The organism is Mumia flava (assembly GCF_002797495.1).
Taxonomy (GTDB): Bacteria; Actinomycetota; Actinomycetes; order Propionibacteriales; family Nocardioidaceae; genus Mumia; species Mumia flava.
The window spans coordinates 152,354-165,461 of the sequence record NZ_PGEZ01000001.1; the positions used below are offsets into that span (position 1 = coordinate 152,354).

Here is a 13,108-nt window from a genome sequence, read left to right on the forward strand (position 1 = left end):
CGCTAGCCGACGTCCCAGGTGTGCACCGGCTCGTTGCTGTGCATCCGCTCGCGGTACTCGTGGGTGAGCTGCCGCAGCACCTCGGCGCGCTCGCTGATCCCGGAGGCACGCAGCCGGTCGAAGGTCGCGACCTGCCACGTCGTGCCGTTGCGACCGGTGAGGCAGCGCTGCTCGATGATCCCCAGGTAGCGGTCCCGCTCGGCCGGGTCGACGCCGAACGTGTCGAGCCCGTCGGCCGCCAGCGGGAGCAACCGCCGCAGCACGAGCTCGCTCGCGCCGACCGTCCCGACGCCCGGCCAGTAGACCTGGGCCTCGATCCCGTCGCGAGCACCGTGGTGGAAGTTCTCTTCGGCGGCGCTGAACGACATCTGGGTCCACAGCGGCCGGTCCGCCATGCTCAGGGTCCGGACGAGCCCGAAGAAGAACGCGGCGTTCGCGACCGTGTCGACGACGGTCGGGCCGGCGGGGAGGACGCGGTTCTCGACGCGCAGGTGGGGCTGGTCTCCGACGACCGCGTAGATCGGGCGGTTCCACCGGTAGATCGTGCCGTTGTGGAGGGTCAGCTCGGCGAGCCGTGGCACGTCACCGGCCGCGAGGACGGCCGCCGGGTCCTCGTCGTCGAGCACCGGCAGCAGCGCCGGGAAGTAGCGGACGTTCTCTTCGAACAGGTCGAAGATCGACGTCACCCACCGCTCTCCGAACCACACGCGCGGGCGGACGCCCTGAGCCTTGAGCTCCTCGCTGCGCGTGTCGGTCGCCTGCTCGAACATGGGGATCCTGGTCTCGGCCCACAGCTGCTTGCCGAGCGCGAACGGCGAGTTCGCGCCGACGGCCAGCTGGATCCCGGCGATCGCCTGTGCGGCGTTCCAGTGGTCGGCGAACTCGTCCGGACCGACCTGGAGGTGCAGCTGGACACTCGTGCAGGCCGCCTCCGGCATGATCGAGTCCGCGGTGCTGCGCAGCCGCTCCGCACCGTCGATCGCCAGCGCGATGTCCTCGCCGCGCGCTGCCAGGATCTGCTCCGACAGCAGGGCGTAGCGGGGGTTGGCCGAGATCGTGGTCGGCGTGATGTGACCCGGCCCGAGCGTGGGCATGATCCCGATCATCAGCAGGTGGGCCCCGATCCCGGCGGCTCGCTGCTCGGCGTGGTTCAGGTCGTCGCGGATCGTCTTCTCGTACGACCCGAGACCGTCGGCGTCGAGGGGCCGCGGGTCGATGTTGATCTCGAGGTTGAACTGGCCGAGCTCGGTCTGGAAGTCCTCGTCGGCGATCTCCTCCAGCACCTCGGCGTTGCGCAGGGCCGGCTCCCCCGACTCGTCGACCAGGTTGAGCTCGATCTCGATCCCGGTCAGTGGTCGGGCGGCGTCGAACCGGGTGTCACGGAGCATCCGTGAGAACACGTCGAGGCACGAGCGCACCTTCTCGCGGAAGGCCGTACGGTCCTCCCGGCTGAACACCTGGTCGTCGACGTCCTGACCCATGGCCAACTCCCCTCGCGCCGTCGCGCTCCCAGACTAGGAGACCCGCGGCGATTCGCGCACGCCTGCGGCACCGAGCGCGTCGCCGGGCATCTCCCACGAGCGTGGGTCCAGGCAGTGCGTCAGGGCCTTCTGCACGAGCGCGGCCATCGAGCAGTCGGGGTCGAGATCCTCCACCCGGTCGAGCGCGCACTGGGCTTGCGCGCCGTCCCCGCTGAGCCAGGCGGCGAAGGCCGCGAGGCACAGCGGCGCGACCACCCAGCGCTGCGGGACCCGGGTCGCGACCGTGCGCCACAGCCCGAGGGCGTCGGGCGCCGTCGCACGGTCGATCCGCGCCCACGCCACGTCGCGGACTCCCACGAGCGAGCTCCAGACCGCCAGGGTCGCGATCTCCTCCGCGCCCGGCGCTCCGCGGGCCCCCAGGCGGTCGAGGACGTCGCGCACCCGCTGCGCCCCGGCCCGCGCCAGCTCGGTCTCGAGCGAGCGCCGGGTGCGACGCCCCTCCCGCCTGAGCTCACGACGCAGCCGCACCATCCGGGCGCGCTCCCTCGACACGGCGGCCGCGACCTCGTCGACCAGCGGACCGCTCTGCGGTGCGAACCGGCGTTCGAGGGCCTCCCGGTCGGGCAGCACCTCGACACCGCGGAAGACCGCCTCCGCCAGCATCGGCGACGTCGCGGCGTCGCACGGGACACCCTCGGGCGGGCAGCAGCCCGGGTCGTCGCAGAGCAGGGAGTACGCCCGTCGACCGTCGAAGCGCGCGGCCTCGCACACGTCGACGTCGTGTCGGGCCAACGCGGCCTCCAGGGCGGCCACGGCCTCGTCCGCCACGCCGGCGTGCTCGGCGAACGCGATCACGACCACCGCGTCGGGCTGCTGGGAGGCCAGGTGGGCGGCGAGGAGCTCGGTGAGCTCGGTGAGCTCTCCGAGCTCCGGCAGGTCGGCACGCAGCCGGAACCCGATCCGCCCGCCGGGCCCGTGCAGGCAGAACGCGACCAGCGAGTCGCGGGGGTGGAATCCGAGCAGGATCGGCACGACGCCGACGAGGTCGGCGAGGCTGCGGGCGCGAAGGACGTCAGGCATGCGTCCCCCGTGGCGCGTACGGGGCCGTCCGACCGTGTGGAGACCACCGCTGTGGATGCGGGGGCGTTGGGGACCACCGCCGGACGACCGTCACTCCCGACCGCGACAATGACGGCATGCGGCGCCACGCCACCGTCCTCCACCTCGACCTCGATGCGTTCTTCGCCGCCGTCGAGCAGCGCGACAAGCCGTCGCTGCGCGGCAAGCCCGTCGTCGTCGGCGGACTGGGGCCGCGCGGCGTCGTGTCCACCGCGTCGTACGAGGCGCGCGTCTACGGCGTCCGCTCGGCGATGCGGACCGCCGAGGCCCGCGCGCGCTGCCCCCACGCCGCGTACCTCGGCGGTCGCTTCGACGCCTACCGCGCCGCCAGTCGGATCGTGATGGACCGCCTGCGCGAGCTCTCGGCGCTCGTCGAGCCGATGTCGCTCGACGAGGCGTTCGTCGACCTCGCCGCGTCCGACGAGGCGCGCGACCTCGATCCCGACGCACTCCACGCGATCGCCGAGCAGGTCCGTGCCGACGTCGCGTCCCGGACGGGTGGGCTGACCGCCTCGGTCGGCATCGGCACCTCCAAGCTGATGGCGAAGATCGCGAGCGAGCTCGCCAAGCCCGACGGGGTCCGCGTGATCCCGCCCGGCACCGAGGCGGACGTCCTCGGCCCGATGTCGGCCCGAGCGATCCCCGGCGTCGGTCCCGCCACCGCCGAGCGGCTGCGCCGGATCGGCGTGACCACCGTCGACGAGGTCCGCGCGGTCGCCGACGACGATCTGCGCTCGCTGCTCGGCCGCTCCTCGGGCGCGGCGCTGGCCGCCCTCGCGCGCGGGATCGACCCCCGCCCGGTCGTCGCCGAGCGCGAGGCCAAGTCCGTGAGCGTCGAGGACACCTTCGAGATCGACCTGACCGACCCGCGGGTGCTCGGCGACATCGCGGAGCGGATGGGCCGGCGCGTCGCCGAGCGCCTCGCACGCTCCGGGCTCTCCGGACGGACCGTCACCCTCAAGGTCCGTCACCACGACTTCGAGACGCACACCCGCTCGACCACGCTGGCCGGTCCCACCGACGACGCCCGGGTGATCGTCCGCACGGCCCGGTCGCTGCTGTCCGAGGTCGACACCAGCGGCGGGATCCGCCTGATCGGGGTCGGGATGTCCGGGCTGGCCGACTGGGTCCAGGACGACCTGTTCAGCGGTGCCCCCGAGAAGCACGAGCCGGTCGACGCACCCGACCCCGACCCGACGGTCACGACCGCAGGAGCCCGCGCCCGCCCCGGCGGACCCGGCGGCCGCCGCTGGGTGCCCGGCGCCGACGTCGTGCACGACGAGCACGGTCCGGGATGGGTCTGGGGATCGGGTCTGGGGCGCGTCACGGTCCGCTTCGAGACCCGCCTGTCCGGACCCGGCCCCGTACGCACCCTGGACGCGGACGACCCCGCGTTGCGAGCGGGTACGGTCGAGGCATGAGCACCCCTCCCGTCGCCAAGAAGCAGCCGCAGGTCCGGGTCCATCACGGTGACGAGGTGGTCGACGACTACGAGTGGCTGCGCGACCCGGAGAACGCCGACACCCTCGCGTACCTCGAGGCCGAGAACGCCTACGCGGCCGAGCGGACCGCCCACCTGGAGGACCTGCGGGACCGACTCTTCGAGGAGACCCGCTCGCGGATCCAGGAGACCGACCTGTCGGTGCCGGTCCGGCGCGGTGACTGGTGGTACTACGCCCGGACCTTCGAGGGCCGCGAGTACGCGGTGCACTGCCGCTGTCCGGTCGACGACCCCACCGACTGGACTCCCCCGACCCTGGAGGTGGCGGACGGCTCGGTCGCCGACATCCCGGGCGAGCAGGTGCTGCTCGACGCCAACGCCGAGGCCGAGGGACACGACTTCTTCTCGCTCGGTGCCCTCAGCGTGAGCCGCGACGGCCACCTGCTCGCGTACTCGACGGACACGACCGGCGACGAACGCTTCACCCTGCGGGTCAAGGACCTGAGGACCGGCGAGGTGCACCCGGACGAGATCGCCGGGGTGTCCTACGGCGCGACCTGGTCGCTCGACGCGACCCACCTGTTCTACTCGACCGTGGACGACGCGTGGCGACCCGACAAGGTCTGGCGGCACGCGCTGGGCAGCGCGGCGGCCGAGGATGCGCTGGTCTTCCACGAGACCGACGAGCGCTACTTCACCGGCGTCGGCGCGACCCGCAGCGACCGCTACCTCATGGTCGTCTCGTCCTCGAAGGTCACGAGCGAGGTCCGGGTGCTCGACGCCGCCGACCCGACCGGCGACTTCCGTGTCGTCGCGCGGCGCCGCGACGGGATCGAGTACTCCGTCGAGCACGCCGTGATCGGCGGCGAGGACCGCTTCCTCGTCCTGCACAACGACGCGGCCGTGAACTTCACGCTCGCCAGCGTCGGCGTCGACGACCCCTCGCCGCAGCACTGGCGCACGGAGATCGCCCACTCCGACCAGGTCCGCCTCGAGGACGTCGACGCGTTCGCCGACTTCCTCGCCGTGAGCATGCGCAAGGACGCCCTCGCCCAGGTCGCACTGATCCGGCTCGACGGTCTCGCCGCAGGCGCGCCGCTCCCCGAGGCCGAGCCGATCGCCTTCGACGAGCCGCTGTTCACCTCCGGCCTCGGCTCGAACCCGGAGTGGGACCAGCCGCTCGTCAGGATCGGCTACACCTCCTTCGTCACACCCGAGACCGTCTACGACTACCTCGTCGGCTCCGGCGAGCTCGTGCTGCGTCGCCGTCAGCCGGTCCTCGGCGGCTACGACCCGGCCGACTACGAGCAGCACCGCGAGTGGGTCGTCGCCCGCGACGGTACGCACGTCCCCGTGTCGGTGGTCGTGCGCCGCGGGGTTCCCCGCGACGGCAGTGCGCCGGCCATGATCTACGGGTACGGCGCCTACGAGGCGAGCATGGACCCGTCGTTCCGCGTCTCCCGGCTGTCGCTGCTCGACCGCGGGATGGTGTTCGCGGTCGCGCACGTGCGCGGCGGCGGCGAGATGGGACGCGGCTGGTACGACGACGGCAAGATGCTGGCGAAGAAGAACACCTTCACCGACTTCGTCGACTGCGCCCGTCACCTCGCCACGACCGGGTGGACCTCGGCGGACCGGCTCGTCGCCGAGGGCGGCAGCGCCGGCGGGCTGCTGATGGGGGCGGTCGCCAACGACGCACCGGACGCGTTCGCCGGGATCCTCGCGGTGGTCCCGTTCGTCGACGCGCTGACGTCGATCCTCGACCCCTCGCTCCCCCTGACCGTGATCGAGTGGGACGAGTGGGGCGACCCCCTGCACGACCCGGACGTCTACGCCTACATGAAGTCCTACACGCCGTACGAGAACGTCCGCGAGCAGGACTACCCGCGGATCCTCGCCGTGACGAGTCTGCACGACACACGCGTCCTGTACGTCGAGCCGGCCAAGTGGGTCGCTCGGCTGCGCGACGTCGCGGGGGCCGACGTCCTGCTCAAGACCGAGATGTCGGCCGGCCACGGCGGCGTCAGCGGTCGGTACGAGTCGTGGAAGGAGCGGGCCTACGAGCTGGCCTGGGTGATCGACGTCGCCGGCGCCCCGTACGAACCCGTCCCGTCGTCGACGTGATGCTCATCACATTCTGAGCCATCTCGGCGTCCAGCCCCCGTGGAAGCAGCCGGATCCCACCCGTACGACCAGGTGGCCGGCCACGTGATCGCCTGTGATTGCAGGGTCTGGCGGCACGTTGTCCCGGATTCCGCGGTTGTGACCTAAGAAACGGCTGAGACGGGCACTCCTAGCACGCCCCGTACGTCTTTTCCAGTGCCGGACGGAATCAGACGGCCAGATCGGGTGTTGTGACCCGGTGAGCACAGACGACAACGAGGGAGCTGGTCTGCGTGACGACAGCAACGACTCAGGTGCGCGAGCGCGTCGAGGGACGAGACAGCGTCGGGATGTATCTCGACGAGATCTCGCGCACTCCGCTGCTCGACGCCGCTCGGGAGGTCGAGCTGAGCAAGGCCATCGAGGCGGGTCTGCTGGCCAAGCACCTGCTCGAGGAGGGCCGGATCGGCCGCCGCAAGGGCGGTGCGCCGAAGTCCGCCACCCAGGAGGAGCTGGAGTGGATGGTCGCCGAGGGTGACCGCGCCATCGACGAGTTCATCACCGCGAACCTCCGCCTGGTCGTCTCGATCGCCCGCAAGTACGGCCGGTCGCAGATGCCGCTGCTGGACCTCGTCCAGGAGGGCAACACCGGCCTGATCCGCGCGGTCGAGAAGTTCGACTACCGCAAGGGCTTCAAGTTCTCCACCTACGCGACCTGGTGGGTCCGCCAGGCGATCACCCGCGGCATCGCGCAGCAGGGTCGCGTGGTTCGCCTCCCGGTCCACGTGGTCGAGGAGCTGAACCAGGTCGGCGCCGCGCGTCGCAACCTGGAGCGCCAGCTCGGCTACGAGCCGGACGCCTCCGAGATCGCCGAGGAGCTGGGGATGGACGTCGAGCGCGTCCTCGACCTGATCTCCTGGGGCCGTGACCACGTGAGCCTCGACTCGCCGGTCGACGAGGACGGCGACACCTCGCTCGGCGACCTGGTCGCCCGCGAGACCCAGCCCGGCCCGGACCACGCGGTCCTCGACACCGAGTCCCGCGACCGGCTGTCGGGTCTCGTCGAGCACCTCGGCGAGCGCGAGGCGGACATCATCCGGTGCCGCTACGGCCTCCTCGACGGCCGTCAGCACAAGCTGGCCGACATCGGCAAGCGGCACGGCATCTCGGCGGAGCGGGTGCGCCAGCTCGAGCGGGAGGCCATCCAGCGGCTCCGCAAGATCGCGGACCCCGACCTGGCGGCCTGACGAAGACCCACGTCCCGCAACGGCGCGGGGCGTGGCTCACGACGTCAGCGTCTCCCACAGGGAGTCGACGGACTGCGTGAGCTCCTCCAGCGAACCGGTGTTGTCGACCACGTGGTCGGCAGCACCGGTTCGTCGTTCCCGGGTGGCCTGGGCGGTGATCCTCGCCCGCGCGTCGACCTCCGCCATCCCCCGCTGCTGCACCAGACGCTCGACCTGCGTCTCGGTCGGGACGTCGACGACGACCACCACGTCGTACGCGTCGGTCTGTCCCGTCTCGACCAGCAGCGGGACGTCGTGGACCACGACCGCGTCCTCGCCGGCGGCGCGCTCCAGCTCGGCCGCCCGCGCACGCACGAGGGGGTGCACGATCGCCTCGAGGTCCCGCCGCGCGGCGTCGTCAGCGAACACGATCGCACCCAGCGCCGGCCGGTCGAGGCGCCCGTCCGCGTCGAGGACCCCGTCGCCGAAGCGCGCGACGACCGCGGCCAGCCCCTCGGTCCCGGGCTCGACCACCTCGCGCGAGAGCAGGTCCGAGTCGATCACGACCGCACCGCGCTCAGCGAGGAGCGCGCTCACCGTGCTCTTGCCGGAGCCGATCCCACCGGTGAGCCCGACCCTCATGCCGACGGCCGCACGGACGTCCGACCGATCCGGTGGTCGTCGGCCAGGTCGTACGCGCGGTTCAGCGTCGACGAGTCCAGCGACGCGACCTCCACGTCGGTCATCGAGCGGTACCCCTCGAGCAGCGCATCGAGGACGTGCCGCTGGTCCAGCCACGGCGCCTCCTCGAGGACCGAGCCGATCGAGCGCCGGCGCATCGGGACGTCGAGGCGGTGGTGCGCGACCGGCATCGCCGCACGCAGCGCAGGGCCGTCGCCGACCACCACGATCGCGGAGAACAACCACGCCCCGCGGACGATCCGCTGCGCGGTGCCGACCAGCTTGGTGGTCCCGCGCGCGTTCAGGCTGTACTCGCCCGGGCAGTACTCGCCGGGGACCGGGCCGACGCGCGCGTCGATCCCCAGGCGCCCCAGGACGTCCCCCAGCAGCATGCCGTAGTCGCGGAACCGGTCCCGCATCCCCGAGCCCGGATCCGGGTCCGGGCTGACGTGGTCGATCACCAGGGTCTGCTCCGTGTACATCGCGAGCCGCCCCCCGGCGCCGCGGACGACCGGCGCGAACCCGAGGGCCCTGCACGCGGCCGCGGCCGATCCGAAGCCCGGCCTGCGCAGATCGGTCCTGCCGAAGGCAGCGACCGGCCCCGGCGGCGAGCTGATCCGGACGGTCGGCCCGATCACACCCTCCGAGGCCTGGCGCAGCAACGCCGTCGCGACCGCGATGTCGACGGTCGGATCCGGATCGGCCGGAGCCGGGTCGAGGAGAATGCGCACGCGGACAGGCTACCGACCGCCGAGTGCCGGGCATGACGAAGCCCCCACCCGATCGGGTGGGGGCTTCGTCGTCAGCTCAGCGAACCGGTCAGCCGCCGGTCAGCTTGTCGCGCAGCGCCTGCAGCGCCTCGTCCGAGGCGAGCGAGCCGCCGCCGCCGCCGCTGCTGGGCTGCGACTCCTGCGCCGGCGCCGCCGACGAGTAGGAGCCACCGCTCGGCTGGCCGGCGTCGCGCGCGGCCGTCTCGGCCTCGGCGACCTGCTTCTTGTGGGCCTCCCAGCGCGCGTGGGCCTCGGCGTACTGCCGCTCCCAGGTCTCGCGCTGCTCGTCGTACCCCTCGCGCCACTCGCCGGTCTCCGGGTCGAAGCCCTCGGGGTAGATGTAGTTGCCCTGCTCGTCGTAGGACGACGCCATGCCGTACAGCGTGGGGTCGAACTCGTCGGCGTCCTGCGCGACCTCGGTCTCGTTCGCCTGCTTCAGCGAGAGCGAGATCCGACGACGCTCGAGGTCGATGTCGATGATCTTGACCATCACCGCGTCGCCGACCTGGACGACCTGCTCCGGGATCTCGACGTGGCGCTCGGCCAGCTCCGAGATGTGGACCAGGCCCTCGATGCCCTCCTCGACGCGCACGAACGCACCGAACGGGACGAGCTTGGTGACCTTGCCCGGGACGATCTGACCGATCTGGTGGGTCCGGGCGAAGTGCTGCCACGGATCCTCCTGCGTCGCCTTCAGCGACAGCGAGACGCGCTCGCGGTCCATGTCGACCTCGAGCACCTCGACGGTGACCTCGTCGCCCACGGCGACGACCTCGCTCGGGTGGTCGATGTGCTTCCACGACAGCTCGGAGACGTGGACCAGGCCGTCGACGCCGCCGAGATCGACGAACGCACCGAAGTTGACGATCGAGGAGACGACACCCTTGCGGATCTGCCCCTTCGCCAGCTGGGTGAGGAAGTTCTGGCGAACCTCCGACTGGGTCTGCTCCAGCCACGCGCGACGCGACAGCACCACGTTGTTGCGGTTCTTGTCGAGCTCGATGATCTTCGCCTCGAGCTTCTGGCCGACGTACGGGGCGAGGTCGCGGACACGCCGCATCTCGACGAGCGAGGCGGGCAGGAAGCCGCGCAGACCGATGTCCAGGATGAGGCCACCCTTGACGACCTCGATGACGGTGCCCTCGACGACGCCGTCCTCGTCCTTGATCTTCTCGATGTCGCCCCAGGCGCGCTCGTACTGCGCCCGCTTCTTCGAGAGGATCAGGCGGCCCTCCTTGTCCTCCTTCTGAAGGACGAGCGCCTCCACGGCGTCACCGACCGAGACGACCTCGTTCGGATCCACGTCGTGCTTGATGGACAGCTCCCGCGAGGGAATGACACCTTCGGTCTTGTAGCCGATGTCGAGGAGAACCTCGTCCCGATCGACCTTGACGATGGTGCCGTCGACGATGTCACCGTCGTTGAAGTACTTGATGGTCTTGTCGACCTCGGCGAGGAAGTCTTCCTCGGATCCGATGTCGTTGACCGCAACCTGCGGAGTTGCGGGGGCTGTCTGGATGCTGCTCGTCATAGAGGAATGGGCTCCGATGAATGGATAGAGTCGTCGTCGTGCGCGCGGCAGACCCTGAGTCGCGACGTGCCGAGTGATTGCATGAGAAGCAGTGCGCCCGACGTGGCGCGAGCATGAACCCGCTCCGTCTGAGGTCATGCGAGTCCACAACGCACCATCCAGGGTACGGGGTGGCGCCCAGGAGGGTCAACGCGGGGCGTCCGCCGATCGCCCGGAACGACAGGCGACGCGCCGCGCGGTCCCGGCCAGGCGGACCCGCTCGGGCGGACCCGGTCAGGCCGCCGGCGCCAGGAACGCCGTGAGCGCCGCGGCGTACTGGTGCGGGTCGTGCGCCCCCATCAGCTCCCGCGCAGCGTGCATCGCCAGCTGAGGAGCCCCCACGTCGACGGTCGGCATGCCGGTCCGTGACGCGGTGATCGGGCCCACCGTGGAGCCGCACGGCAGGTCCGCGCGGTGCTCGTAGCGCTGGAGCGGCACCCCCGCGACCTCGCAGGCCAGCGCGAACGCCGCCGTGCCGGTCGCGTCGGTGGCGTAGCGGAGATTCGGGTGGACCTTCAGCACCGGGCCGCCGTTCGCGACGATCCGGTGCCCGGGCTCGTGACGGTCGGGGTAGTTCGGGTGGGTGGCGTGCGCCATGTCGCCCGACGCGCACACCGAGCCGGCGATCGCACGGTGGTACTCGTCGCGCCCTCCTCCGGCGGCCACGACGACCCGCTCGATCACCGTGGTCAGCAGGTCCGAGAACGCACCGCGGTCCGACATCGACCCGACCTCCTCGTGGTCGAAGAGGACCAGGAGCGGCACGACCCCGGCAGCGGGCTGCTCGACCGCGGCGAGCAGCGCCTGCATGCCGGCCCAGCAGGTCACCTGGTTGTCCAGGCGCGGAGCGGCGAGCAGGTCGCTGCGCGGGCCGAGGAGCCGGCTCGCGGTCAGGTCGTGGGTCATGAGCTCGAAGGCGAGGACGTCGTCGCGCGCGACCTCGAGCCGCCGCGCGACGTCGGAGAGCAGGTCGGAGCCGTCCCCCGTGCCGTAGACGGCGTCGAGGTGACGCTGCGGGTCGAGCTGGACGCCCTTGCGCTCCTCCGACAGGTGGATCGCCAGCTGCGGAACGGTCAGCACCGGCTCGTCCAGCAGCACGAGCCGCGTCGCGACCGCATCGCCGTCGCGGACGCTGACGCGGCCCGACAGACCCAGGTCGCGATCCAGCCAGGAGTTCAGCCACGCCCCGCCGTACGGCTGGAGCGCGATCGTCTCCCAGCCCGCGCTGGTGCGGTCGTGGTGCTGCTTGACCCGCAGGTTCGGTGAGTCGGTGTGTCCGCCGACGACGCGGAACGAGCTCGCGGGGCCGGTCGCGGACTCGGTCGACCAGGCGACGAGCGAACCGCCCCGGACGAGGAAGTGCCGGCCGGGCTCCGCCGGCCAGGCCAGGGTCTCGTCCACCTCGGCGAACCCGGCCGCCCGCAGGCGAGCGGCGACGGTCCCGCAGACGTGGAACGGCGACGGCGAGGCGTCGACGAAGGCACAGAGGTCGTGAGCGGCAGCACTGGACTCAGTCATCGGGAGCCAGTCTGCCGCACCGACGACAACGAGCCCGCCGCCGACCCCGGGGAGGGGTCGGCGGCGGGCTCGGCCGGACGAGCGTCCGTGGCGTCAGGCCGTGGCCTTGCGCCGGCCGCCGGCGGCGGTCTCGCCGTCGGCAGGGCCCGGCTCCGCGGGCGTGTCGTCGTCGGACGGCGTCGACCCGGACCGGTTCGCGCGCAGCAGCAGGAAACCGCCGAGCAGCACCAGCAGGACACCGAGCACGGTGGCGACCACCGGGATCTCGGTGCGGACCAGACCGAGCAGCATCGCCTTCGACTCGTACTCGTCGACGGTGGCGCTGACGGTCTCCTCGTCGTACCCGAGAGTCGCGTCCGTGATCGTCAGGCGCGGAGAGCCGTCGACCTCCAGCGTGGCGAACTGCTCCTCCTGGCCCTTGATGATGACGCCGGTCTCGGGCTCGACCCACAGGGTCCGGGTGTTGGAGTAGATCCGCTCGGCGTTCAAGGAGGCGACGTCCTCGCCGACGAGGCTGCCCGGGACCTCCTGGGTGGCGATCTGGACCGGCTCGATCGTCTGCACGAACCGGTAGACCGTCAGGCCCTCGATCTCCTCGGTCGCCTCGTACTCGGCGGGGACCGCCTTGCGCACCGAGCCGTCCCAGAACTCGACGGACTCCTTCTGGGTGTTGAACGGGAACTTGAAGTAGTTGCCCGAGAAGGAGAACGGCTGGATCGTCTGTCCGCCGCTCTCGGTCATCGCACCCGACCAGCGGACGGTCTCCGCGGTGTGACGGTCGAACGGCACCAGGTCACGGGTCGCACTGAGCGCGTCCTCGGCCGCCGTCCCCGGGGGCGCGGTGTAGGAGAACGTGTCCCAGACGGCGACGTCCTCGTCGAGGTCCTCGCTGGCTTCTTCGCTCAGCTCGACCTTCCCGACGACGGTGCGCCGCGACTCCAGCGGCCCCGTCTCGACAGCAGGCCCACCGGTCGCGCCGACGTTCAGGTACGTGGCGTCGTCGCCCGGAGCGGTCTTCGAGACCGTCTCCGTGTCCTGGTCGAGCGGAACGACAGCAAGCTCGTCGTAGGCGTAGAACTTGGCCAGCACCGCGATGCCCAGCAAGAACACGCCGAGGAGGAGGGCGACGAACCCTGTCTTCTTCCCCACCGAAACTCCCTTCAGGTGATGATGATCTGCGGCACACTACCAAGGAGTAG

General features: G+C 71.5%; 10 protein-coding genes. 3 read left to right on the forward strand and 7 right to left on the reverse strand.

All coding sequences use genetic code 11. From position 1 onward, the window contains the following. Positions 1-2: 2 nt before the first annotated feature. Complete coding sequence (locus tag CLV56_RS00775) at positions 3-1,481, reverse strand: glutamate-cysteine ligase family protein (protein WP_039352551.1); 1,479 nt, start codon at positions 1,479-1,481, stop codon at positions 3-5. 33 nt (positions 1,482-1,514) lie between these two features. Then, complete coding sequence (locus tag CLV56_RS00780) at positions 1,515-2,561, reverse strand: DUF4192 domain-containing protein (protein WP_039352548.1); 1,047 nt, start codon at positions 2,559-2,561, stop codon at positions 1,515-1,517. Positions 2,562-2,677: 116 nt separating this feature from the next. On the opposite strand from CLV56_RS00780, the gene CLV56_RS00785 reads away from it, so the two are divergent. From CLV56_RS00785 to CLV56_RS00795, 3 genes are all read left to right on the forward strand, one after another. Then, positions 2,678-4,021 carry a DNA polymerase IV gene (locus CLV56_RS00785; protein ID WP_039352546.1) on the forward strand — a complete coding sequence of 448 codons (1,344 nt, stop codon included), beginning with the start codon at positions 2,678-2,680 and terminating at the stop codon, positions 4,019-4,021. Beyond that, a complete protein-coding gene (locus CLV56_RS00790; RefSeq protein ID WP_039352543.1) occupies positions 4,018-6,165 on the forward strand; it encodes a S9 family peptidase in 2,148 nt (715 codons plus the stop codon). Before CLV56_RS00785 ends, CLV56_RS00790 begins: the two co-directional genes overlap by 4 nt. 329 nt (positions 6,166-6,494) lie before the next feature. Further along, the gene (locus tag CLV56_RS00795; protein ID WP_100414999.1) at positions 6,495-7,391 is read left to right on the forward strand and encodes a sigma-70 family RNA polymerase sigma factor; all 897 of its coding nucleotides are present in this window, start codon (positions 6,495-6,497) and stop codon (positions 7,389-7,391) included. Between the two features lie 36 nt (positions 7,392-7,427). Here the strand turns inward: CLV56_RS00795 and coaE are convergent, their stop codons facing one another. From coaE to pgfA, 5 genes are all read right to left on the reverse strand, one after another. Further along, the gene (gene coaE / locus CLV56_RS00800; RefSeq protein WP_039352537.1) at positions 7,428-8,012 is read right to left on the reverse strand and encodes a dephospho-CoA kinase; all 585 of its coding nucleotides are present in this window, start codon (positions 8,010-8,012) and stop codon (positions 7,428-7,430) included. Further along, a complete protein-coding gene (locus CLV56_RS00805) occupies positions 8,009-8,782 on the reverse strand; it encodes a lipoate--protein ligase family protein (protein ID WP_039352534.1) in 774 nt (257 codons plus the stop codon). The genes coaE and CLV56_RS00805 overlap by 4 nt, the downstream gene beginning before the upstream one ends. 88 nt (positions 8,783-8,870) lie before the next feature. Beyond that, entirely contained in the window at positions 8,871-10,352 is a 1,482-nt protein-coding gene (gene rpsA, locus CLV56_RS00810) for a 30S ribosomal protein S1 (RefSeq protein WP_039352531.1), read from the reverse strand. A gap of 273 nt (positions 10,353-10,625) precedes the next feature. After that, on the reverse strand, positions 10,626-11,909 hold the full coding sequence (locus CLV56_RS00815; protein WP_039352528.1) for a M18 family aminopeptidase: 1,284 nt from the start codon (positions 11,907-11,909) through the stop codon (positions 10,626-10,628). A 93-nt stretch (positions 11,910-12,002) separates the two neighbouring features. After that, positions 12,003-13,058, reverse strand: a complete 1,056-nt coding sequence (gene pgfA / locus CLV56_RS00820; RefSeq protein WP_039352524.1) for a cell envelope lipid trafficking protein PgfA — start codon at positions 13,056-13,058, stop codon at positions 12,003-12,005. Between the last annotated feature and the right edge of the window lie 50 nt (positions 13,059-13,108).